Source organism: Agrobacterium tumefaciens (assembly GCA_025559845.1).
Classification (GTDB): domain Bacteria; phylum Pseudomonadota; class Alphaproteobacteria; order Rhizobiales; family Rhizobiaceae; genus Agrobacterium.
Genome location: CP048470.1, coordinates 626,810 through 652,189, shown reverse-complemented (window position 1 = coordinate 652,189; position 25,380 = coordinate 626,810). Strand labels below are relative to the sequence as shown.

Sequence of the window (25,380 nt, the reverse complement as noted above, 5' to 3'; positions counted from 1 at the left end):
AAGTTCAGACATTTCAGCCAACCATACGGGCGTATCACAAAGGATCGATCTGCCTGGTGTGACGGGATCAACAGAGCGGCAAGCCGAACCCGTGCAATATCGCAAGTCAGAGCATAGAGGGCCTCTGTCACTCGAGACTGCTGTGAGGAAGGCTGTCGAATGGCACCCGGCCGTTACGGAAACCATTGGCCGGTTACGTCAGCAGACAGAGTCGGTCAACGAAGCGAGGGCCGGTTATCTTCCAAGCGTCAGTTGGGGCCTGGACTCCTCCTACAATACCTATCGATCGGATCGATATAGCCCAGATCTCAGCCTCAACGCCTCCCAGATGCTCTACGATTTTGGCAAGGTCGACAACAAGATAAAGATTGCGACGGCCGGAATTGCAGGCCGAAAATCGCAGGTCTTGATGGCGGTGGATGATCTAGCACGCGAAGCGGCCTACTCTGTTATCGAAATCCAGCGCAACCGCGCACTACGAGGTGTGGCTCGTGATCAGATCAATGATACCAAGGCAATCGTGCAACTGGTGAAGTCTCGGACTGACAAGGGCGCAAGTACGCGCTCCGACCTTCTACAGGCTGAAGCACGTGTGCAGGCGGCAGAAGCCACGTTGCTGGAAATCGACGGGCAACTGTCGCGCTGGGAAGCCGTTTTGGCTAACGTCAGCGGAATAAGCGGACGTATCGACGTCTCGAACAAAATGCCAGGCTGGCTTTCGAAGTCCTGCGGTTCCACACAACTTGACTGGTCGCGTGTTCCGGCAGTTATGCAGGCAGAGGCAGACCGCGAGGCAGCGGCCGCGCAGATAAACCTTGCCAAGGCCGAAGGCCTTCCTACCTTGTCACTGGACGCTGGAGTTGGGGTTGATGTTTCGGAGATTGGCTCACCTGACCCTGACTACACCATCGGATTGAAGGTCACAGGAAGCCTTTATAATGGTGGGGCAACAAGTGCTCGGCGGAATATGGCAGTGCAGGCACTTGGCGCTTCGCAGGCGGCAGAAGCTCGTGCGCGGGTAGATATTCTGAGAAACCTGACGGAATCAAGCAGTCAGATTTCGAGCAAAGAAAGCTTGAGCCGCTCGCTTTCAACACGCCAATCCACGATGCGACAGACACGGGACCTTTATCGGACACAATATGTTGAACTGGGAACGCGCAGTCTGCTCGATCTGCTGAATGCCGATCAGGAATTACATGCAGCAAGGTTCGATATCTCTAACATTCAATATGATCTGCACAGGTTGAACATCGACTGCACCTTCAGTGCCGGACGAATGCGCGAAGCATTTTCATTGGAAGGCCAGACCGTCCAAGGTATATCTTTGTAGAGCATACCACTGCCATAGCCGCGAAATGACCTTTATCTTTTTGATTTTTGTCAATTTTTGTGGCTGTCTTGCGTCATTCCAAGTTGCTGGAAATGGCTATTTTGCCTGCGGTATTGCAAACTCCAGCCCCCCTTTTTTCTGGTCCTTTCTTAGGATCAGCCGTCCTTTCGTTTGGTTTGAAAGCGGTGCTATTTTAACGAGTATCGCGCGAGGCAAAAAGGTTGGCAAAAGAACATTCGATTGAAAATTTTCACGCTCTATGAAGCCCACGAGTGGATCAAAAACCAATTATTTCTGAGGGATGAATTTCTGTAGGTGGCTGAAGCAGAATCCTTAACAAGCACACGCTAATGCTCTCAGGAGTTGTTTTTTGTCTTGCGATGCCTCGTTTTTATGCGATTATGGAAGCGGGAGAGGTTCTTGAGAGGGAAGCTTCCCTTCGAGGCAAAAGAGTAGAGTTGGAGGATTTCGGGCTCTATCTCTGCAGCGGTTCAGCCGTTCGCAAAAATCCATTTTTTTGAATGTTGCTTGGCGTTTGAAGCGGCAGCGGTTTTCTGTCGCCGAAATGTTGCCGCGTTGCAGGAGGACAGTTTTATGGTTGCAATCGTAACCGATATGGCCGCCGGAAATTCTCGGACCGTTCCACTCGACAAATTGACGATTGATGAGCCGAGCCTCGTGCAAATTCGCGCGTCCCGCAATGATGTCGCCGACTTCGTTCGTGATGGAGATGACCTCTTGCTTCGCATGCGGTCCGGTGAGACCGTCCGGATCGGAAATTTCTATCGAGAGGTTGACGGCGAACATAGCCAACTCGTGCTTGAGGACGAGAATGGAAATCTTTGGCTTGGCGAAAACAGCGATGGTTTGGCAGATTTCGAGTTTTCGCAGATTGAAGGTGTCGATCAACTTGTTGGTGCTTCTGCGAGCGGTGGTGGCTCCGTTCTCGGATTAGCTGCGCTCGGACTTCTCGCAGGTGGTGCTGCCATCGGTGGCAGTTCATCGGGAGATGATGGCGATGCGGACGCTGATGCGGACGCGGATGCTGATGCCGATGCAGATGCCGATGCAGATGCGGACGCTGATGCAGATGCAGATGCCGACGCTGATGCGGATGCAGATGCTGACGCCGACGCGGATGCTGACGCTGATGCGGATGCTGACGCCGACGCGGATGCAGACGCTGATGCGGATGCAGATGCAGATGCTGACGCTGATGCAGATGCAGATGCCGACGCCGACGCTGATGCAGATGCGGATGCTGACGCTGACGCTGATGCGGACGCCGATGCTGATGCTGATGCTGACGCCGACGCTGATGCGGATGCTGACGCGGATGCAGATGCGGATGCAGATGCAGATGCTGATGCTGATGCGGACGCGGATGCTGATGCGGATGCAGATGCGGACGCTGATGCCGATGCTGACGCTGACGCTGACGCCGATGCCGATGCCGATGCTGATGCAGATGCAGATGCTGACGCTGATGCCGATGCAGATGCCGATGCAGATGCAGATGCAGATGCAGATGCCGATGCAGATGCGGATGCTGACGCGGATGCAGATGCTGATGCTGACGCGGATGCAGATGCTGATGCTGACGCGGATGCTGATGCTGACGCGGATGCAGATGCCGATGCTGACGCTGATGCAGATGCCGACGCGGATGCAGATGCTGACGCGGATGCAGATGCGGATGCTGATGCTGACGCCGACGCAGATGCAGATGCAGATGCCGACGCTGACGCGGATGCAGATGCCGATGCGGATGCCGATGCCGATGCCGATGCCGATGCAGATGCAGATGCCGACGCGGATGCAGATGCTGATGCGGATGCAGATGCTGATGCTGATGCGGACGCGGATGCTGATGCGGATGCAGATGCAGATGCCGATGCAGATGCGGATGCTGACGCGGATGCAGATGCGGATGCGGATGCAGATGCAGATGCTGACGCAGACGCAGATGCTGACGCCGACGCGGATGCAGATGCGGATGCTGACGCGGATGCGGATGCTGACGCCGACGCGGATGCAGATGCCGATGCTGACGCCGATGCCGATGCTGACGCCGATGCAGATGCAGATGCAGATGCCGATGCAGATGCAGATGCAGATGCCGATGCTGACGCTGACGCGGATGCAGATGCTGACGCAGACGCTGATGCGGATGCGGATGCAGATGGAGATGCTGATGCTGACGCGGATGCAGATGCTGATGCTGACGCGGATGCAGATGCCGATGCTGACGCAGATGCTGACGCTGATGCAGATGCCGACGCGGATGCAGATGCTGACGCGGATGCAGATGCCGATGCGGATGCTGATGCTGACGCCGACGCCGATGCAGATGCCGATGCAGATGCCGACGCTGACGCGGATGCAGATGCTGACGCTGATGCCGATGCCGACGCAGATGCAGATGCGGACGCCGATGCAGATCTCGAGCCGACGGACGATGTGGCATCTGCCCAGGTGAATATTCTGCCGACCGTTACCGAGGACGTACCGCATGGCAGCGAGACTTACTTGGCTGTCGTCAGTCTTGCGGGGATCGATCTGCAGCTATTTGCCGATACCGTAGAGTTTGAAGTGGAAAGTGGTCACACGCAGGACTTGGCTTTCGATTTCAACGGCATTCTCGGGGCAGGTGTTCTCAGCGATTACAATCTCGTCGTACAGAAGTGGGATGCGACGACACAACAGTGGACCAGTATTGATGGTCAAACGAACGCCACGATTCTGTCCCTTGATCTTTTCGGCGGAGCGAGCGGTACCGTACAGGGACTCGATGCGGGAGAATATCGGGCCTTCATGGGCTATGATGGGCTGCTTGGCGCCGGCGTGGGTGGTACCCTGACAGTGACGGCTACCGATTACGATTTCACGGAGGCCGGAGGATACGAAGCTGTCGAAGTGAGTGGAAACGTCATCGATAATGATGACGTGCCAACGGGCACTACCGTGCAGAGCGTTGATGGTCAGTCAGTTGATCCCGCAGGAACCGTTATCCAGGGCGACTTTGGAGAGTTATCGATCCTCCCCGATGGTACCTTCACCTATACGCCCCTCGCGAATGGTGCAGGAATAGGTCAGGTCGACCAGTTCGAATACACGCTCGTAGATGCCACCGGTAACACAGGCACCGCAACGCTGAACGTGCAGATCGGCAGTGATAGCGTCACCATGACATGGAATGGCACTGATCCGGGGCTTCCGGCAGTGTTTGAGTTCGCAGCGACAGGCGATAGTGCTGAGGCAACCGTCGTATGGGACAACGTGACGGACACCGATTTCTTCACGGCTAGCGGTTCGACATTGCTCTCGGGCAGTCTCGGGCAAACGAGCACATATGACAGCGCGACCTTCGTCATCACCGACAGCATGGTGATTTCAGGTAGTGTCACAGTGTCAGTGCTGCTTGCGGCCCTATCCAGTGGGGCTGTCTCGCTTCAAAGAGAGGCTGCCCCTGGCACGTGGGAAACGGTCGCCACCGATACCTTCAATGTTCTTGTAGGTGGTCTTGGTGTCGTGGCATCGATTGATCTTTCCGAGGTCGATTTTACGGCGGGCAACTATCGTATCCACTCAACACTGACCGGCTCGCTAGTTAATGTCTCCGCTACGATCGCCACCGACATTGACGTCACCTACACGGATCAGTTCGAATTCGAGAATGGGGTCGGCGACAGTGGCAATCTGCTCGCCAATGACGAAACGGGCTCCACATTTACGGCGTTCGAGATCTTTGATGGCACGAGTTACGTGAAGGTCATCGGCGCGATGACCATCGAGGGCGAATTTGGCACCCTCACTGTCGATGCCGACGGAAATTACAGTTATGCGCCGGCGTCTGATTTGGCGCATTTCGCCGAAGCGCAAACGGACACATTTGAATATCAGCTTGTCCATCCGTCTGGTGCTATTGAGCAGTCGTCTCTGGTTGTTAACGTGGAGCCATCAGGCGCGGGTGTTCCCGATCAGGCAATGATGTTCGCGGCAGATGATTTCATCGGTCTGAACACCATTGACGCGACCGTCGGCGATGATGCTCTTCCGTCGGATGCGCAGCCTGACAGTCAGGATAATCTTTCCGAACTTGTCGAAGAGAGCGCCGAGGATTTGACTGTTTCCCTCGACGGGCTGACGTCGCTGTCCGAGCCGGTCGATGCTGATGCCGACCATACGATCACAGGGGAAACTCTCGACACGATGGTTGCCGTAGACACGTCGGACGTCCCACTCGATCCGTTTGGACACCTCGTAACTGAAGATGAATGGAATAACACTGCTTCGAATGTAGTTTGAAATCTAGGAACGGCATGTGCGCCTTAGATGGCCGTGTGCCGCTACAGAGGAATATAAATGCCTCTTTCCGACATGACGAATGAACATCCAGATGCCGACGTGACCGGTATCGATATGAAAGGTTGGAGCGAAGCCTTTCAATATGTAGCGCGTCACTATGGCGTGCCGTTTTCTGCCGGCGGGCTTCAACAGCTCGCCGGTACACTGCACGTCGCCAATGCGGAAGACGGGCTTGCGCGTATGGCCGGCAAGTTGGGGCTGAGGATCAAAAAGACTGCGCCCTCGCCACGTCTTCTAACGAGCTGGCGCCTCCCGCTGATCCTCCAACTGGCCGACGGTGCGGTGGGTGTCGTTACGGCGGTTTCTTCCGACCGGAATACCTCTGTGGTTGTCAGCGGCGAGGGTGGTGGTGCAGCGACGCTCCCGGTTGATGCGCTTTTGTCGCAGACCGATTTCGTGGTCGTGGCCCGGCCGCAACGTGGAACGGTCGATGAACGCGTTGACGACTACATTGCTCCGTATCGCGAACACTGGTTCCGCGTCATAGCCTTGCGCGACATCGGCTCCTACGGACATGTCATGCTGGCTTCGCTGGTTGCCAATCTTCTGGCGCTGGCGGGCGTTATGTTTTCCATGCAGGTCTACGACAGGGTAGTACCCTCAAAATCGTTCAACACGCTTTACGTGCTCTTCGTTGGAGTGCTGCTCGCAGCGCTTTTCGATTTCATCATGCGACGCTTGCGCACTCGTATCATCGATATTGTGGGCAAGCGTACAGATATGCGCGTTTCCGATCTCGTTTTTGGCCATGCGTTACGCGTAAAGAACCAGGCACGCCCAACATCCACGGGCACTTTCATCGCACAATTGCGAGATCTTGAGCAGGTTCGCGAACTGCTGACGTCCACCAGCGTGGCTGCTGTTGCCGATCTTCCGTTTTTCCTCCTGTTTCTCTTTATTTTCTGGCTGATCGGCGGGCCACTTGTGGCCATTCCTGTAGCAGCGTTGCTGTTCCTGCTGTTGCCCGGCCTCCTGGTCCAAGGCAGGTTGCGTGCGGCCGCAAACGAGGCCATGCGGGAATCATCGCTGCGCAACGCCATGCTTGTCGAGGCGGTGCAGGGGATCGAGGATATTAAAACCCTGCAGGCAGAAGATCATTTCCAGCAGCGATGGAACCATTACAACGCCGTGTCGGCTGATGGCCAATTGCGGTTGCGCGCCATCACTAATGGTCTTTCCGCCTGGAGCCACACTGTCCAGACCGGCACTTTTGCAGCCGTCGTCTTTGTCGGTGCGCCAATCGTTATGGAAGGAGACATGACTACCGGCTCACTTGTCGCCTGCTCCATCCTCGGTTCACGTATGATGGCACCGATGGCGCAGCTCACGCAGATCCTTGGTAGATTTCAACAGGCGCGCGTCGGTCTTAACAGTATCGATGCGATCCTGCGCATGCCTTCGGACCATCCGGAAACCGAAACGCGGGTCAGCGCGCCTACGCTTCGAGGCGCTTACCGGTTGAAGGCAGCGGCGTTCCACTACGGAAATGGGGCGGGCAAACCCGCGCTTGCTGTCGCCGATCTGGCAGTATCTCCAGGTGAAAAGATCGCAATATTAGGAAAGAACGGTGCGGGAAAATCCACCCTGCTGATGGCCATGGCCGGCATGGTGGAGCCCGCTGCCGGAGAAGTCATGCTTGACGATCTCGCCTTGTCACAGATCGATCCTGCAGATGTCCGTCGCAATGTAGGACTACTGACCCAGGATACGCGGCTATTCCACGGCACGATCCGTGAGAATGTCACCCTTGGCGCACTGCATGCTCCAGAAACGGTGTTGCTCGACGCGCTCGCCATGACCGGTGCTGATGAGTTCGTGCGTAAGCTTCCACGTGGCCTTGATCATCCCATTCTTGAAGGGGGGCGGGGGCTCTCTGGTGGACAAAAACAGGCCTTGCTATTGGCACGGCTTCTCATTCGAGATCCCTCCGTTGTTCTCCTGGATGAGCCGACCGCTGCGATGGATGAGGCCACCGAACGCCAGTTCATTGCCCGTTTCAGGGTATGGAACGAAGAAAAAACAGTCGTTGTTGCCACGCATCGAATGCGTGTTCTCGAACTGGTCGACCGCATTCTGGTTGTCGAAAGCGGTCACGTATTGCTCGACGGTGGCAAAGAGGAAATCCTCAACACGTTGCGGGGCGTGAACAAGGTCGTACCCCCAAACATCGCAAGAGGGAAAGCGACCAGCGTAAACAAAGGCGCCAGCGTGGCGGGATTCCCATTTAAGACAATCGGGGAGATATGAATGGCGACAGTCGGCAATCGCGAGTTCTCCGGGCAGACAGGGTGGGTGTTTGGCGACGACGATGGACGAAATCTGTCCCGATCGACACGTGTCGTGCAGGTCTTCGTCGTCCTCTTGGCTGTCCTGCTGATATGGGCTTATTTCGCCACGCTCGATGAAGTTTCCAGTGGGGATGGCCGTGTGGTGCCGACCAGCCGAGAGCAGGTAATTCAGTCTCTTGAAGGCGGTATTCTTGCGACGCTGCATGTCCGTGAAGACCAGGTTGTCGAGCCGGGACAGATCCTTGCTCAACTTGATCCCACCAAAAGTGCATCTGACGTGGAAGAAAGTGCAGCCAAATATCGGGCCGCACTTGCCGCGTCTGCACGGCTCGAAGCAGAGGTTAATAGCACATCACTTGCCTTTCCGCCGGCACTCGATGCCTATCCCGCGCTCATCACCGCCGAGACAGAGCTTTACACGGCGCGAAAGCGCGCTCTGGAGGAGTCCTTGCACTGGGTTGAGGAATCCCTTGCTCTAGTCCGCAGCGAGTTGACACTTAACGAAGAGCTCCGGGCTGTTGGCGCTGCGAGCAACGTGGAGGTTATTCGCCTGCGCAGACAGATCGTGGAAATGGAACTCAAGAAGGTTGAGATCAAATCGGAATATGTGGTGCAGGCCCGTGAAGAATTGACCAAAATGAACGCGGAGGTCAATTCTCTTTCGCCTGTCGTAACTGGTCGCACAGACAGCCTTTCACGCCTCACCCATCGTTCCCCGGTGCGCGGTATCGTCAAGAACATCGAAGTTTCGACCATCGGTGGTGTGGTGCCGCCAAACGGCAAGCTCATGGATATCATTCCGCTGGGTGATGAGCTTCTCATCGAAGCGCGGATCTCCCCTCGCGATATCGCCTACATACATCCTGGACAGCGCGCGAGCGTCAAAATCAGTGCTTATGACTACGCTGTTTACGGTAGTCTCGAAGGGCAGGTGACGACCATCTCACCCGATACCATTCAGGATGAGGTCGACCGGGAGATTTATTATTACCGCGTTTTTATCAAGACGGAGAAGGACGCGCTGATCAATGCGGCCGGCCGGGAGTTTCCAATCGTACCGGGCATGGTCGCAACGGTTGACATCCACACAGGCGAAAAGACCGTGCTGGAATATCTTATCAAGCCCTTCAACAAGGCTCGGGAGGCGTTACGTGAACGTTGAAACCGCTGCGAGATCTGTAATCGAGCCGCAGGACGTGAAAGAAAAACTCGCTCGCATCAGAACGTTCCTGCGGTGTGGCATTCAGCCTTTGGAAACGCCGCTTCCAGCCGTAACTTTGTTCTTTTCGGTATCGGATGGCGAAAGACGTGCGCGTGTCATCAACGCATCCGGTCCTTCATTCGAATCTGCGTGGCAAAAGGGAATAACCTCACTGCTCGCTACGATGAAGACCGAGGGCATCAAAGGAGATTGGCTTCGGGTGGACTGGATAGATGTTGCCGAGGCAACGAGTTGGAAGCGCTTGCGAGCTCTACTTGGCAAGGTCAAACGCAACTATTTCCGTTTCGGACTGGCTCTCGATCCAGATTTCCGCTTCGCGTTCACCGAACAGGAATTGAATGCCAATGCAATGCTTTATGGCGGTAACAGCGTCAGTCATGCCGTGGTGAACGAAAACAACTTCAGGCTTTACGCCGCGGCCCGTTTTCAGGACCTGTCACCGCCGGCGTTTAAAGATGAGGAAACGATTTACCTTCTGCAGACAAAGGGCGTGTTCTGCGACAAGGCAGGCCGATTGCATCGGCTCGACGGAAAGGGCCTTGAGACAGGCAGACGGACGGTTGAACGACTTGATAAAGGCGTGATCCTATCCTTGGTGCAGGATTCGTCCGCTTATCTTGCCCGCCAGGTCAACCATGATGGCAGTTTCGTCTACGGTTATCACGCTTGCTTCGACAGGCGCATCCATGCCTACAATGCGTTACGTCATGCCAGTACGACCTATGCGATGATTGAAGCGTGGGAGGTGACGGGTTCTCCTTTCCTCAAAGACGCTATCGAGCGCGCGCTCCAATACCTGGCTGAAACGCTCATTAGGTCCGCCGTCCTTCCCGATGGACAGGAGGCTGCCTTTGTCGTGGAGGCTGACAACGAGATCAAGTTGGGCGGGAATGCCGTAGCGATACTGGCGTTCGTTCAATACATGAAGGCAACCGGTGGCAACCAATGGCGCTGCCTGACCGACAAACTTGCTCATGGCATCCGACACATGCAGGACTGCAAAACCGGGTCTTTCGTGCATGTCCTCAATTATCCGGATCTCGCTATCAAGCAAAAATACCGGACCATCTATTATGAGGGCGAGGCAGCGTTCGGGCTCATGCGCCTTTACGCTCTCACGCTCGATCCGGTGTGGCTCGCGACCGTTGAGAAAGCCTTTGAGTACTTCATTGCCCAGGACTATTGGAAACACCACGACCATTGGCTTGGCTATTGCGTCAATGAACTGACCCGCCATAGACCGGAAGAACGTTATTTCCGCTTCGCTATTCGCAATATTGCCGGCTATCTCGACTTTGTCGAAAACCGGATCACGACGTTTCCCACCTTGCTTGAGCTGATGATGGCGGCGCGTCAAACGCTGTCGCGGATAGCAGCCGAACCTCAACTGAACCACCTCCTCGAGGACATCGATCTTGCACATTTCGAGCGGGCGCTTGAAAAACGTGTGCAGCATTTGCTGAACGGCCATTTCTGGCCGGAAATGGCCATGTACTGCCGAAAACCCGACCGCATAGTCGGATCATTTTTCATTCGTCACCAGGCTTTCCGCGTGCGTATCGATGACGTCGAACATTATCTTTCCGGTTTTGTCGCCTATCTCACCTACCTCGGGGAGCAGGCGTCGTTTCGCGAGCTTGTTTGTCAACGCGCTGTTCGGACAAAGCCCGAAGTCTTTCATCAGGAGCGGCAATGGACGGCGGCGCATGTCGAGGCTGCGACCGGCGGTCGTTGGATTCGTCGACCGCCGGCGGACTGGACTCCAAACGGGCTCTGCACCTATGCGCCAGCCATGCAGCCGGGTGCGCTTGTGGTTGTACGCAGTCAAAGGGGGGATGCCGGTGTTCCCGTAAATACCGTGAGGGGGATGCGGACGGCGGCAGGCCTCATCACGACGGATGCGACCCTTGCGCAAGCGCATCCGGCGCCGGTGCTGCAGGTCGATGACGGCATGCGCGCCGTCCTTGCTCTGGGGAATTATGCGCGGAGTCAGATGAGTGGCACCGTGCTAGGTGTGACGGGAAGTGCCGGCAAGAGCACCGTTGTTAGCATGCTCGCCCATGCTCTTTCTTCGTGGGGGCGCGTGGGCAAAAGCCACCACAATGCAAACCTGCCAACCGGCGTTGCCTGGAACCTCGCCTCGATCCCGTGGGATACGCCCCATGTCGTGCTTGAACTTGCAGTGGGTAAAATGGGGGTCAGCGCACGGATGGCGCGTCCAAAGGTTGCCGTCTTTACCAATATCCTGCCGGCCCACCTCGACGAGTCCAGTACGATTTCGGATATCGCAAAAACGAAAAGCGCAATCTTCCTCGGCATGGCTCCGGGCGACAAGGCAGTGCTCAATCGCGATATGCTGGAATGGGAAATCGTTCATAATGCAGCCCGCAGCCGTGGGCTCGATATTGTCACCTACGGCACGTCGGATGGCTGTGCTTTCCAACTGACACGATACGATGCGGGGAGCGGCGATGCCTGCGCCCACATAGAGGGGGGAGACATTACCTATAGCGTTGGCGCGGCTGGCCGGCACATGGCACTCAACGGCCTTGCTGTTCTTGCTGCCTTTTCGGCGCTCGGTTACCCCCTTGAGACAGCTATTGCAAAGCTCAAGAGCTTCTCGGCGCTTCCTGGGCGTGGCGAGGAAACATCTTTGTCGCTCGATGGCCGGCGACTGATAATGATCGATGACGCATACAACGCCAATCCCGGCTCAATGCGCGCCGCCCTCGAACGCTTGAACGACCACGAAGGGGGTGGGCGAAAGATTGCAGTCCTCGGCGAGATGGCGGAGCTAGGGCCTGGGGCTTCCGGCTACCACACCGAACTCGCTACCGTGTTGAAAGAGAGTTCAATCGACCGGGTCTATGTTATCGGTCATCTGTACGAAGATTTCTGGCGTGCGCTTCCCGTCTCTTTACGCGGCAAAAAAGTGGGCTCGTGCGACGCCCTAAAGGGCGTTCTTCGTAAAGAGCTGGAGGATATGGACGTTGTACTCTTCAAAGGTTCGAACAGCGCCGGAGTGCATGAAATGGTCGATTGGCTGAAGACGACTGCCGATGGCAGTTTCGCCGCATGATCTTATTTGAACTGTTCGAGATCCATCTCGTGGACGGCACGGCGAATTTCGGCGGTCGATTGTCCCTTAGAGATCAATGCGGCTGCGAGGCGGCCGTGGTAGGCTAGGATGTGACGCTGTGGATCAGTCGCATGAGCATAGAGGTGGTGCGGCTCGAAGCCCGCTGTACGCAAGCGCCTGACGTAGAATAGCTGACTGAAGAATGGCACGACACGATCTTCAGGATCAGAGAGGACATAAATATCCGGGCGGTCGGCGGTCGAAACGTTGGAAATCTCGTCTACGGGATCATAGAAGGCTGCGGCATTGTAGAGAAGTTTGCCGGGAAGGCGACGCCGCCGTTCCCAGAATTTGGATACCTGTTTCACCGAGACCAGTCCGGACGTGATGACAGCCGCAGAAACATCGGTGCGCTGGTTCAAAAGCCCCGCTACAATCTGACCACCGGCTGAATGTCCAGTCAAAATGAAGGACGATACATTGTGCTTCTGTTTGATCCTGTCGAGTGCCTGGCTCATCAGGGAAAGCTCGCGCCGGTGCCGGCGGTTGTTGTGGTCGCCAGAAGAACCATATATTCCCGGCCGTGCTAGGAAAATTACGGGATGCCCCGCCTTTTTTGACCATTCCGCCATTTCGGCTGCAATTGTTGCGGGCGATTGCCGGATGTAGGAGCCGGTGATGAAGCGCACACCTTTTGAGTTGCGCAACATTACATCGCCGCCGAAATAGACCAGAACCTTGCGGTTTTCACCATCCGCCAATCCGTGAGGATAATATCTGATGCAGTCGCCTTTGCCCTCGACTTCAATCCACAGCCCATAGGGAATGTCGGCACAGGCTTGGGAAGAAGAGAAGGAGCCGTTGAGGGCCTCTCTGGCGTCGAAGGCGGTCTCATTTTGGAAAATAGTCAGCGCGCGTGGTCTGGGCAGTTCGAAGGGGCCGAGCCGTGGCGCTTCGGCCAGCGCCAACTGTGACGCTCCGGGAATGGCGAGCGCCAGTAACAACCATCGCACCATCCACCACGCAAGCCTTGGTTCTTCCTTGCTCAATGCCTTGCTCCGCCCGCAATCTTTTTGCTTTGCTAACCGATGACATTTGATTTGAGTTCCGTCTGAAATCAAAAGGTAGCCGGTCACGCAACAAGACCCAAGCGGAAGATTTTAGTGCTCTATCAGGCATAAAAACTTACCCTTGTGAATTTGGTGCTCCCTATCAAAAACTCCGTCTTACAACGCATATCTCCCTCCAAAACGCACGGATTTGGGTGTCTCGCCGTGACAATGAGACATGCGGCTCGAAGGCGCCGAACTACGGGTGGGGAAAAAAGAGGTCAGGGATTGACACATCTATGAAACCGGTTACATTCGCTTATGTAAACGGTTTCATTATCGATTTCCGTTGCTTGGAGGAGCAAATTTCATGTTTAGACATTTGATGGCTGCTGCCGCGATGATGCTGGCAGCGGGCACGTCCGCGCACGCGCAGGAACAGAGCTTCAAGATCGGTCTTTCCAATTCGTTCGTCGGAAGCGAATGGCGCACGCAGATGATCGAGGAAGCTCAGGCTGCCGCGAAGGCGTGGGGTGAAAAGGGCGTCAAGGTCGAAGTGGTTGTTCAGAGCGGCAATGTCGACGTTCAGGGCCAGATCGGACACATCCGCAATTTCATGAACCAGGGCGTTGATGCAATCCTGATCAACCCGGGTAGCCCAACTGCTTTTGATCCAGTCTTTGCCCAGGCGAAGGCACGTAATATTCTCGTCATCGCCACCGACGCAGAGGTTTCATCGAAAGATGCGATCTATGTCGGTATCGACCAGAAGGCCTGGGCAGCCCAGTCGGCCCAGTGGCTTGCGGATACGCTGAAGGGCAAGGGAAGCGTTGTTGCCATCAACGGCATCGCTGGCAACCCTGCAAACGAAGCGCGTGTCGCCGGTTACCGCGAAGTTTTCAAAAAGTATCCTGACATCAAGGTCCTGAACGAAGCCAATGCGAGCTGGGATCAGGCGCAGGGCCAGCAGGCCATGCAAAACCTTCTTGCGACTTATCCCGACATTAGCGGTGTATGGGTGCAGGACGGCATGGCTGATGGCGCTTGGCGCGCCATCGAATCTGCAGGCAAGGCGAAGGACATTGCTGCCACCGGGGAAATCCGCAAGGACTTCATGACCCGTTGGGAAGCGGAAAAGTTCAATTCCGGTGCATCGGTCAACCCTCCCGGCGTCATGGCCAGTGCGCTCAACGTTGCGGTGTTGAAGCTTCAGGGCAAGGAGTTCAAGGACGGTATCTTTGGCGGCACCTACGGGAACGCCATCTACATTCCGATCCCGTTCGTGAACAATGAGAACCTTGCGGACAACATCAAGGCCGCTGAAGGCAAACCGGGCTATTGGTCCGTCACGGCAACAGTGACGCCGGAACAGGCTGGCGAGTTCTTCAAGTAAGACCGCCTTCGGGCTGGCGTTAACAGCCAGCCCGAATTCTGGAATCTCGATTGCGGGCAGCGTGTTGTTACGATGTTCGCCAATGACAAGAACAATTCGGAGACATGCGATGGCGAACGCTTTGGAAGCGGCCGGCATAACGAAGAATTTTGGCGCCGTGCGTGCGCTCTCTGCCGGTAAACTGACGGTCGGCCGCGGTGAAATCCATGCGCTTCTGGGTGCGAACGGTTGCGGTAAAAGTACGCTTTGCAAGATCGTTGCAGGTGCAGTGGTGCCCACCAGCGGTACAATTCGCTTCAATGGCGACGAGGTGCGCTTCAAAAGCCCCCGCGACGCAGAAAATGCCGGGATCGCCCTGTTTTACCAGGAATTGAGCCTCATTCCGCAGCTTTCAGTCGCCGACAATATTTTCCTTGGACGCGAGCCGAAGCGCGGTGTTTTCGTGGATCGCACGGCGCTGAAAGAAGAAACGGACAAACTGATCTCGCTTTTCGACGGTGTCGCTGGAGATGGGCTGGAGCCGGATGCGATCGTTGGTAACCTGCCGCCTGATCAGCGTCAGCTCGTGGAAATTCTCAAGGTCTTCGCTCAGAATGCCAGCCTCATGATCATGGACGAGGCAACAGCGGCACTCGATGGCCGTCAGTCACAGCGTTTCTTCGAAATTCTCAAGGCCAAGAAGGCCGAGGGCGTCTCCACCATCATGATATCCCATCGTCTCGATGAGGTGTTTGCTGTCTGCGACCGTATCACTGTGATGCGAAACGGTGCGACCATCTCCGAGCTCGATACGTCGACCACTACGCGTGAAGCCGTTGTGCATGACATGGTTGGTGATGTTCGTGCCGCACCGGCTCGTCAGCATGGGCGCCTCGATGCAAAGGCGAGTTTGAAGGTCGACAATGCAGCCGGTGAGGGCGTCCGTGGTGTGACGCTCGAGGCGTTTGCGGGTGAAATCCTTGGTTTGGCAGGTTTGCAAGGGCAGGGACAGTCTGCGCTGCTGAAAGGTCTGTTCGGCGCCAATCCCTTCGCTTCCGGAGATATTCAGTTCGAAGGGCAGGCCATTGCGATCGGCAAACCTTCGCAGGCGGTTCACAATGGCTTTGCCTATGTTTCCGGCGACCGCGGGCGCGATGCGTCGTTGCAGGGACGGTCCATCCTCGAAAATCTCGTTGCTGCTCTGATGGTACGCGAGAAAATGAAACTGATACGGCCGGCAACTTTGAAGCCGCAGGTGCAAAAAGTCGCCGACGATATGAAAACGAAGTTTGCCGGAATGGACATGCCAATCGGCACGCTTTCCGGCGGCAATCAGCAGAAAATCTTCATTTCGCGCTGGCTTGCAACATCGCCGAAACTTCTGCTGCTCGATGACCCGACGAAAGGGATCGACCTCGGCGCAAAAGCCGATCTGTTTGCGCTGATGCGACAGCAGGCCGATGCAGGTGCGACCATTCTTTTCTACTCCTCGGAAGACGCTGAGATCCTTGAATATGCCGACCGCATTCTGGTGTTCAACGGCGGGCGTATTTCTGCAGAACTGACCGGAGCTGAAATGACATCTGTCAACATGACCCGCGCCGCCTATGGAGACGCCGCATGATTTCCCCCGGCCTTCTGCGCAAGCAACCCTGGATCATCACTCTCGTCGTTCTCGTCCTCCTTGTTGCCGTGAACACGGTTTTGCAGCCGTCCTTCGTTCAGCCTGCCGTACTGCAATCCAACCTGACGACATTTCTCCCGCTGATCCTGGTTGCCATTGGACAAACCTACGTGATCCTGGCGGGAGACATCGATTTGTCGGTCGGCAGCATCGTGGCGCTCGCCAATGTCGTGACCGTCAGCGTCATTGCCGCGCTAGGTGGCTCTGGAGGTGCTGTCATCGCTGGTATGGCAGCGGGTGCTGCCGTCGGTCTGCTCTGCGGTCTGGTCAACGGTCTCTTCATTTCCGGCTTGCGTTTCCAGCCAATCGTGACGACCTTCGCAACCGGTATCATCTTTGCCGGCTTGGCAATCTGGGTTTTGCCGCAGGCCGGGCTTCCCGTACCGGAAGCCTATTGGCAGACCTATTCGCGCAGCTTCATTGGCTTACCCTTCGTCTTGTGGGTTTTGATTGCCGGGATCGCCTTTACCCTGATCGTGTCGCGCATTCCGTTTCATACCCATTTGTTAGCGGTCGGCGGTAATCGTACCGGCGCCTTCCAGACAGGCTTGCGTCTCTCCGGTATTCGCATCGGTGCATACATGATCTCCGGTTTGTTTTCGGCACTGGCGGCACTGTGTCTCACGGGCGAAACCGCATCGGGTGACCCTCTGCTCGGTGCGAGCCTTGCGTTGTCGTCCATATCGGCGGTGGTGCTTGGCGGGACGGCGCTCTCCGGTGGGTTCGGCAGCTCGACGGGATCGATCGCCGGGGCACTCGTCCTTGGCATGATCGGCAATGTGATTTTCTTTGCGGGTTTGCCATTCGAGTACCAGACACTGGTGCAGGGCTTGATCGTGCTGACGGCGCTTGCCGGCGGCGTACTGGTGACGAGGCGTTGATATGACCAATAAGGGCCTGCAAATCAAATCTCTCCTTACCGATCCCTTGACCATTGCTATCGGCGCATCGGCTTTCCTGCTGCTTCTTGGCGAGTTGCTGTCTCCCGGTTTTGCACAGGGCTCACAGATCGTCAGACTGCTGACGATCGCCGCGATCCTCGGCATTGTCGCAGCAGGACAGAACCTTGTGATCCTCGGCGGTCGCGAAGGTATCGATCTCTCCGTCGGCGCCATGATCTCTCTTGGTGCAGTGCTGGCCGGTAACATGATGAATGGCCAAAACATTGGCATTCCACTCGCGATACTGGTCGCCGGTGGTATTCCTTTCCTGATCGGCCTCATCAACGGTATCGGCATTACCTTCGTGCGCATCCCACCACTTGTCATGACACTGGGCATGACAGCCGTCATCCAGGGTGGACTGGTCGTCTATTCTCAGGGTGTTCCTTCCGGTGCTGCGGCTCCGCTCCTTGCCGGGTTCATCAACAAGCCGTTGGTTTTTGGCATTCCCGGCATTCTTTTCGTCTGGCTAGGCATTGCAGCGATCATGATGTTCGTCTTGCGCAGAACGGCATTCGGCTTCGCCATCTACGCCGTAGGTTCAAATGAGCGCGCGGCTACACTTGTCGGATTGCCGGTCTCGTTGATCCGCACACTGCTTTACGGTTTTTCGGGCCTGTTCGCCGGTCTGACCGGGGTCTGTGTCATTGGATATACCGGTACTTCCTTCATCTCCGTCGGCGACCAATATGTTCTGCCATCCATCATCGCGGTGGTTATCGGTGGCACCTCTCTTGCCGGCGGTGCCGGTGGATATATCGGAACCATGGCCGGGGCAGTTGCGCTGACCATTCTGCAAAGCGTACTGATAACGCTCAACCTTGATGTATGGGCCCGGCAGATCATATTCGGTGTCACGTTGCTTGCGCTGATGCTGCTTTATGGACGCCAAAAGCAGTTGCGTGTTTGAGATGAGCAAAGACCAAAGTTCGAATATCAGAGAAGTTGCAGCTCTCGCCGGCGTTTCGATCGCGACGGTATCGCGGGCGTTGCAACAACCCGACAAGGTGCGCCCGGAAACTCGAAAAAAGGTTTTTGACGCCGTAAGGCAGGCGAACTTTGTTCCCAACGCCCAGGCGGCAAGCTTCAGGCGCCAATCCAACAACACCGTCATTCTCCTGGTTCGTGATATCGGCAACCCGTTCTATCTCGAAATCTACAAAGGTGTTGAAGAAGCGGCCGGTGAGGCTGGCTACAAGGTTCTCATGGGTGACGCCCGCAACGATGAAAATCGTGTTGCGACCCACATCGACATGGTCCGTCAGAAACACGCCGACGGTCTTATCCTGATGACCGGGCAGTTCCCTTCAGACCTTCTTGATCAGGGCGATGCATTGCCGCCGATTGTGATTGCGTCGGAAACCGTCGTCGGTATCACGCTGCCGACTGTGAAGGTCGATAACCGCGCCGCTTCCCAAAATGCCATGCGGCATCTGATCGAAGCCGGTCACAAGCGGATCGTGCATCTCGCCGGTCCTTTCCCGGAGAGCTTGGCGAAAGAACGTTTCGACGGTTATCAGGATGCGCTTTTGGAAGCCGGGATCGGTTTCTCCGATGAACTGGTGGTGACTGGCGATTACAGCATCGAAGCCGGACGGCAGGCGATCGCCGCCCTGATCGAAAACGGCATTTCCTTCACTGCGATTTTCGCATCGAGTGACCAGATGGCGATTGGCGCCATCAGTGAGTTGCGTGCCAGGGGGCTGTCCGTACCGAGCGACATCTCTGTCATCGGCTTTGACGATATTATCTTTGCTAATGCCTTCGAGCCGCCTCTGACGACGGTCCGTCAGCCCCGACAGGAAATGGGCCGTAAAGCCATGGCGCTGATGGTCGACCGTCTGAACGGCAAACGTGCTGCTGAAACCATCACACTGGATACCGAATTGGTGGTGCGCGGCTCCGTCGCGCCCTGCCGCCTGCCGGATAAATAACTGCCAATGCCGAACTGAGACTGCAAGGAGTACGGATATGAAGACGATCAAGGGCCCGGCGATTTTCCTCGCACAATTTGTCGGAGAGAACGCGCCTTTCGACACGCTCGACAATCTCGGCCAATGGGCGGCTTCGCTCGGCTACAAGGGCATCCAGGTGCCGACCGACCCAAAGTTTTTCGATCTCGAAAAAGCTGCAGCCTCGAAAACCTATTGTGACGATATCAAGGGACGCCTGGCTGATGCAGGTGTCGAGATCACTGAGCTTTCCACCCATATTCAAGGTCAACTCGTTGCCGTTCATCCGGCGTACGACGAAATGTTTGATGGTTTCGCCCCGGCCGCGTTGCGTGGGAAACCCCAGGCGCGTCAGGAATGGGCTGTCAATCAGCTCAAATGCGCGGCGCAAGCCTCTCAACATCTCGGCCTTTCGAGCCACGCCACATTTTCCGGCGCGCTTGCCTGGCCTTTTGTTTACCCGTGGCCGCAGCGTCCCGCCGGCCTTGTCGAGATGGCCTTCGCCGAACTTGGCAAACGCTGGACACCTATCCTCGATGCGTTCGAAGAAAATGGCGTCGACGTCTGCTATGAGCTGCATCCGGGCGAGGATCTGCACGACGGTATCACCTTCGAGCGCTTTCTCGAGGCGACCGGCAATCACGTGCGTGCCAATATCCTCTATGATCCATCGCATTTTGTCCTACAGGCGATGGACTACCTCGATTTTATCGACGTCTACCACGAGCGCATCCGTGCGTTCCACGTCAAGGATGCCGAGTTCAATCCGACCGGCCGTTCCGGTGTCTATGGTGGTTATCAGAGCTGGGTCGATCGGCCGGGGCGTTTCCGTTCGCTCGGAGACGGGCAGGTCGATTTTGGCGCTGTGTTTTCGAAACTCACCCAATATGACTTCGACGGGTGGGCCGTTCTTGAATGGGAATGTGCACTGAAACATCCCGAAGACGGAGCGCGGGAAGGTGCCGGTTTCATCCAGAACCACATCATCCGTGTAACCGAGCGGGCATTTGACGACTTCGCCAAAAGCGGCGTCGATGATGCCGCAAACCGTCGTCTGCTTGGTCTTTGAAAGGGGTAGTCATGTCCTCCACAACAGCGAAATTCGATAGCCGGCGGATCCGGCTCGGTATGGTCGGCGGTGGTCAGGGTGCCTTTATCGGCGCTGTACACCGGATCGCGTCCAGACTGGATGATCGGTACGAACTGGTGGCCGGGGCGCTTTCCTCTGATGCAGAACGGGCCAGCGCTTCCGCCCTCCTGCTCGGCATCGCACCGGAGAGATCCTATGCGACATTTCAGGAAATGGCGGCGGCCGAGGCCTCTCGTGAAGACGGGATCGAGGCGGTCGCCATCGTGACCCCGAACCATCTGCATTTCGCGCCCTCAAAGGCCTTCCTTGAAGCAGGTATCCACGTCATCTGCGACAAGCCCGTGACGGCGACGATCGAAGAGGCGCGAGAACTGGCCGGTATCGTCGGCGCCTCCGACAGGCTGTTCATCTTGACGCACAACTACACCGGTTACGCCATGTTGCGTCAGATGCGGGAGATGATCGCCAACGGCGCCATCGGCAAGCTGCGTCATGTCCAGGCGGAATATGCGCAGGACTGGCTGACTGAAGCAGTGGAAAATTCGGGTGCAAAGGGTGCCGAATGGCGCACCGATCCAAGCCGCTCGGGTGCTGGAGGCGCCATTGGCGATATCGGCACGCATGCCTTCAATGCGGCTGCATTCGTCACTGGCGAAATCCCGAAAAGTCTTTACGCCGATCTGACATCGTTCGTACCGGGCCGGCAACTTGATGACAGCGCCAACATTCTGCTGCGCTACGAGAGTGGCGCGAAGGGTATGCTTTGGGCAAGCCAGATCGCGGTCGGTAACGAGAACGCTTTGTCGCTGCGCGTCTACGGCGACAAGGGTGGGCTCGAATGGCACCATCGAGTGCCTGACGAACTTTGGTTTACGCCTTACGGAGAAGAGAAACGGCTCATCACGCGCAATGGCGCGGGTGCAGGTGCTGCCGCCAACCGCGTTAGCCGTGTGCCGTCTGGGCACCCGGAAGGATATCTCGAGGGTTTCGCAACGATTTACCGCGAAGCCGCAGATGCAATCATCGCCAAAAGGGAGGGAAAGACATCGGCCGGGGACGCAACCTATCCCGGTATAGAGGACGGTCTTGCGGGGCTCGCATTCATTGATGCGGCCGTCCGATCCAGTCGAAGCTCGTCGTGGGTCACGATCGACATTTAGACCGCAGGACATCGGAGAAGGACGACACCAGGCATTGGAGGTTGCTGTGGGATTTCCCGGCTGTGAAGTCGGGGAGGGCAAGAGCACGTGTGTCGTTCGCATTGGTCAAACGGAAAGGGAGTTACGCGTTTGAAAACGTTCAAGTCAAAATTCGCAAGCATGGCATTTGTCGTCGGCCTGGTGGCCGGTGTCGCAAACCCGGTTTTTGCCGATGACAGCAAGACGCTGCCGATCGCCGCTCAAATGTACACGTTGCGCAATGCTGGCACTCTTGAAGAGCAGTTTACCATTCTCAACCGCGCTGGTGTCGCGGCCGTAGAGACGGTGGACATGCAAAAGGTCAGCGCAGACGAGCTGAACACGCTTCTGGAAAAGCACAAGATCAAGGTCATTTCATCGCACGTGCCGATCGACAAGCTTCGCGGCAATCTTGATGAGGTCATCACCGAGCAGAAGGCTGTTGGCAATCCTGTTGTAACCGTGCCTTTCCTCAAGCCAGAAGATCGCCCGAAGGACGCAGCCGGTTGGACTGCTTTCGGCAAGGAACTGGGCGGATATGCGGACAAGCTGTCGGCTGCTGGCCTTGCGATGGCCTACCACAACCATGATTTCGAGCTGGTGAAGTTTGATGGAAAGACGGCTCTCGAACTGCTGCTCGATGCAGCCGGCCCGAAGCTGCAGAGCGAACTTGATGTCGCATGGGTTGCCCGTAGCGGTAACGATCCGGCACAGTTTCTCGAAACGTTGAATGGCCGGGTCTTCGCGATCCATGCCAAGGACAATGCGCCTGCGGGCACGGCGGAAAATGAGCGTGGCTTTGCAACGCTTGGAACCGGCGTTCTCGACTGGAAGACAATCTTGCCGGCCGCCAAAAAGGCTGGTGCAAAATGGTTCATTCTTGAACACGACCTTCCGCTTGATGCCGAAGCAGTTCTGACCAAGGGCAACGCGTTCCTGAACGAGCGCCTCCCGACACTTCAGTAAAACCAGAACAGCTCCCCGGCGGTCGCTCCGCCGGGGAACGCTAGGTTCGATAGATGGAGACCGAAGTTCCCGCCGCATCGCGACGGGGAGCGGGTTGTCTCGTCGACATATTACCCACTACCAATCGGAGGAGTTATCATGGCAAACAATCATTACGACGCGATTGTTGTCGGCTCGGGCATCAGTGGAGGCTGGGCTGCAAAGGAGCTCACGCAGAAGGGCCTGAAGGTTCTGATGCTGGAACGCGGCAGAAACATCGAGCATATCACCGACTACCAGAACGCTGACAAGGAAGCCTGGGATTATCCCCATCGCAACCGTGCCACGCAGGAAATGAAGGCGAAATATCCCGTCCTCAGCCGCGATTATCTGCTGGAAGAGGCCACACTTGGAATGTGGGCCAATGAACAGGAAACACCCTATGTCGAGGAAAAGCGCTTCGACTGGTTCCGCGGTTATCACGTTGGCGGCCGCTCGCTTCTCTGGGGGCGCCAGACCTACCGCTGGTCCCAAACTGATTTCGAGGCCAACGCCAAAGAAGGCATCGCCGTCGATTGGCCCATTCGCTACCAGGACGTTGCTCCCTGGTACGATTATGTCGAGCGTTTTGCCGGGATTTCCGGAAGCCGCGATGGCTTGGACATTCTGCCAGACGGTGAATTCCTTCCGCCCATTCCGCTGAACTTTGTGGAAGAGGATGTTGCTCGACGGTTGAAGACCGCCTTCAAGGGCACACGCCACCTGATCAATTCCCGCTGCGCAAACATCACCCAGGAGCTTCCCGATCAGGATCGTACGCGCTGTCAGTTCCGCAACAAGTGTCGGCTGGGCTGTCCCTTCGGCGGCTATTTCAGCACGCAGGCCTCGACCCTGCCTGCCGCAGTCGCCACCGGAAATCTCACCCTTCGCCCGTTTTCCATCGTGAAAGAGATTCTGTACGACAAGGACAAGAAGCAGGCGCGCGGCGTTGAGATCATTGATGCAGAAACGAACCTGACCTACGAATACACCGCCGACGTGATCTTCCTGAACGCGTCGACCCTGAATTCGACCTGGGTTTTGATGAACTCGGCGACGGATGTGTGGGAAGGAGGCTTGGGCAGCAGCTCGGGCGAACTTGGCCACAATGCGATGGACCACCACTTCCGGATGGGCGCCACCGGTCAGGTTGAGGGTTTCGAGGATTTCTATTTCAAGGGCCGCCGTCCGGCAGGTTTCTATATTCCGCGCTTCCGCAACACCGGCGACGACAAGCGCAAATACCTGCGCGGTTTCGGTTACCAGGGGTCAGCCAGCCGTACACGCTGGGAGCGGGAAATCGCCGAACTCAACATCGGCGCCGACTACAAGGAGGCATTGACCGAGCCGGGTGCGTGGACAATCGGCATGACCGCCTTTGGCGAAATGCTGCCCTATCACGAAAACCGCGTGAAGCTTGACCACGACAAGAAGGACAAGTGGGGGCTGCCTGTCCTGTCGATGAATGTCGAGATGAAGCAAAACGAACTCGATATGCGTGAGGACATGGTCAACGACGCCGTTGAAATGTTCGAAGCAGTCGGGATCAAGAATGTGAAGCCAAGCAGAGGCACCTACGCTCCTGGTATGGGCATTCATGAAATGGGAACGGCCCGTATGGGACGCGACCCGAAAACCTCCGTTCTCAACGGCAACAACCAGGTCTGGGACGCACCAAACGTCTTCGTGACCGATGGGGCCTGCATGACGTCGGCATCCTGCGTCAATCCATCGCTGACCTATATGGCGCTGACTGCCCGTGCCGCTGATTTTGCCGTTTCGGAACTCAAGAAGGGAAATCTGTGATGAACAGACGCGAACTGCTGAAAATGATCGCCATCGCAACCGGTCTTCCCTTGATTGGTGCGGACGTTGTGACGGCGGCGCAAAACGCCACCAAGCCGGCAGGGGAAAGCCATGTCTTCAGCAAGGAAGACATCCTGTTTCTGGACGAAGTTGCGGATACCATTATCCCCCGTACATCCACGCCGGGTGCGAAGGATGCTGCTGTCGGCGAATTCATGGCTGTTTACGCCGCTGATTGTTACATGGGAGAGCAGAGAAAACTTTTCCTCTCGGCAATCACGGAGATCGAAAGCCGCAGCCAGGCAGACCATAAGAAAGCGTTTTTGGACCTAACCGGAGAGCAGCGGCAGGCGCTTCTCTCTGCACTGGATAAAAAAGCCAGAACGGAGCAAACACCGACCGCGCCGCACCCGTTCACGCTCGTCAAGCAATTGACGTTACTCGGCTTTTTTACTTCGAAAGTCGGCGCGACGGAAGTGCTCGTTTACGACGAAATCCCCGGCGGCTTCGAAGATCGTGTTCCCTATCAAAAGGGGACACCAGCGTGGGGCACCACCTGACACCGCGATAGTCCGATCCGCTCGGTTTACGGGCGGATCGCTCCCATACGGCAAGACAAGGATGACAAGATGCGTAATGTGATGTTCTTCGCGGCAGCAATTCTGGCCGCAGGCAGCGCCCCCGCTCTCGCAGAGGGTGATATCGCCAAGGGTGAAACAGTCTTCAAGCGCTGTTCCGCCTGTCACGCCATCGGCGTAGGTGCAAAAAACAGGGTCGGTCCGCAACTCAATGGCATCATCGGCCGTGGCGCTGGGAGCGCTGCCGACTATAATTATTCTAATGCGATGAAGAAGGCCGGTGAGGACGGACAGATCTGGACGGCTGAAGAATTGCGCGATTTTCTAAGCGCACCGAAGAAGAAAATACCCGGAAACAAGATGGCTTCGGCTGGTGTCAGCAAAGCTGAAGACCTGGATAATCTGATCGCCTATATCGAAAGTGCGGCGTCAAAATCACCACAATGACCGGTGGAT

17 protein-coding genes are annotated in these 25,380 nt (G+C 56.4%); 16 read left to right on the top strand and 1 reads right to left on the bottom strand.

Annotated elements, in window-relative coordinates; all coding sequences use genetic code 11:
- The first annotated feature begins 43 nt into the window (after positions 1 to 43).
- From FY156_19455 to FY156_19435, 5 genes are all read left to right on the top strand, one after another.
- Positions 44 to 1,333, top strand: coding sequence for a TolC family outer membrane protein (locus FY156_19455; GenBank protein UXS05153.1), 1,290 nt, complete (start codon positions 44 to 46; stop codon positions 1,331 to 1,333).
- A 594-nt stretch (positions 1,334 to 1,927) separates the two neighbouring features.
- Entirely contained in the window at positions 1,928 to 5,641 is a 3,714-nt protein-coding gene (locus tag FY156_19450; protein UXS03729.1) for a BapA prefix-like domain-containing protein, read from the top strand.
- A gap of 57 nt (positions 5,642 to 5,698) precedes the next feature.
- Positions 5,699 to 7,948, top strand: coding sequence for a type I secretion system permease/ATPase (locus tag FY156_19445; protein ID UXS03728.1), 2,250 nt, complete (start codon positions 5,699 to 5,701; stop codon positions 7,946 to 7,948).
- A complete protein-coding gene (locus FY156_19440; GenBank protein ID UXS03727.1) occupies positions 7,949 to 9,151 on the top strand; it encodes an HlyD family efflux transporter periplasmic adaptor subunit in 1,203 nt (400 codons plus the stop codon).
- A 223-nt stretch (positions 9,152 to 9,374) separates the two neighbouring features.
- Positions 9,375 to 12,290: a UDP-N-acetylmuramoyl-tripeptide--D-alanyl-D-alanine ligase gene (locus FY156_19435; GenBank protein ID UXS05152.1), complete on the top strand. Its 2,916-nt coding sequence runs from the start codon at positions 9,375 to 9,377 to the stop codon at positions 12,288 to 12,290.
- Positions 12,291 to 12,292: 2 nt separating this feature from the next.
- On the opposite strand, the gene FY156_19430 is transcribed toward FY156_19435, so the two are convergent.
- On the bottom strand, positions 12,293 to 13,339 hold the full coding sequence (locus FY156_19430; GenBank protein ID UXS03726.1) for a prolyl oligopeptidase family serine peptidase: 1,047 nt from the start codon (positions 13,337 to 13,339) through the stop codon (positions 12,293 to 12,295).
- A 370-nt stretch (positions 13,340 to 13,709) separates the two neighbouring features.
- Between FY156_19430 and FY156_19425 the strand changes: the two genes are divergently transcribed.
- The 11 genes from FY156_19425 to FY156_19375 all read left to right on the top strand — a co-directional run bounded on the left by FY156_19425 (position 13,710) and on the right by FY156_19375 (position 25,371).
- Complete coding sequence (locus tag FY156_19425; GenBank protein ID UXS03725.1) at positions 13,710 to 14,732, top strand: ABC transporter substrate-binding protein; 1,023 nt, start codon at positions 13,710 to 13,712, stop codon at positions 14,730 to 14,732.
- Positions 14,733 to 14,841: 109 nt separating this feature from the next.
- Positions 14,842 to 16,335: a sugar ABC transporter ATP-binding protein gene (locus tag FY156_19420; GenBank protein UXS03724.1), complete on the top strand. Its 1,494-nt coding sequence runs from the start codon at positions 14,842 to 14,844 to the stop codon at positions 16,333 to 16,335.
- A complete protein-coding gene (locus tag FY156_19415) occupies positions 16,332 to 17,276 on the top strand; it encodes an ABC transporter permease (protein ID UXS03723.1) in 945 nt (314 codons plus the stop codon). The genes FY156_19420 and FY156_19415 overlap by 4 nt, the downstream gene beginning before the upstream one ends.
- 1 nt (position 17,277) lies before the next feature.
- Complete coding sequence (locus tag FY156_19410) at positions 17,278 to 18,246, top strand: ABC transporter permease (protein UXS03722.1); 969 nt, start codon at positions 17,278 to 17,280, stop codon at positions 18,244 to 18,246.
- Between the two features lies 1 nt (position 18,247).
- On the top strand, positions 18,248 to 19,270 hold the full coding sequence (locus FY156_19405; protein ID UXS03721.1) for a LacI family transcriptional regulator: 1,023 nt from the start codon (positions 18,248 to 18,250) through the stop codon (positions 19,268 to 19,270).
- 37 nt (positions 19,271 to 19,307) lie between these two features.
- Complete coding sequence (locus tag FY156_19400; protein UXS03720.1) at positions 19,308 to 20,357, top strand: sugar phosphate isomerase/epimerase; 1,050 nt, start codon at positions 19,308 to 19,310, stop codon at positions 20,355 to 20,357.
- A gap of 11 nt (positions 20,358 to 20,368) precedes the next feature.
- Entirely contained in the window at positions 20,369 to 21,538 is a 1,170-nt protein-coding gene (locus tag FY156_19395; protein UXS03719.1) for a Gfo/Idh/MocA family oxidoreductase, read from the top strand.
- A 129-nt stretch (positions 21,539 to 21,667) separates the two neighbouring features.
- Positions 21,668 to 22,522: a sugar phosphate isomerase/epimerase gene (locus FY156_19390; protein ID UXS03718.1), complete on the top strand. Its 855-nt coding sequence runs from the start codon at positions 21,668 to 21,670 to the stop codon at positions 22,520 to 22,522.
- 138 nt (positions 22,523 to 22,660) lie between these two features.
- Entirely contained in the window at positions 22,661 to 24,346 is a 1,686-nt protein-coding gene (locus FY156_19385) for a GMC family oxidoreductase (GenBank protein ID UXS03717.1), read from the top strand.
- Complete coding sequence (locus FY156_19380) at positions 24,346 to 24,906, top strand: gluconate 2-dehydrogenase subunit 3 family protein (GenBank protein ID UXS03716.1); 561 nt, start codon at positions 24,346 to 24,348, stop codon at positions 24,904 to 24,906. Before FY156_19385 ends, FY156_19380 begins: the two co-directional genes overlap by 1 nt.
- 69 nt (positions 24,907 to 24,975) lie before the next feature.
- Complete coding sequence (locus tag FY156_19375; GenBank protein ID UXS03715.1) at positions 24,976 to 25,371, top strand: cytochrome c family protein; 396 nt, start codon at positions 24,976 to 24,978, stop codon at positions 25,369 to 25,371.
- The last annotated feature ends 9 nt before the right edge of the window (positions 25,372 to 25,380 follow it).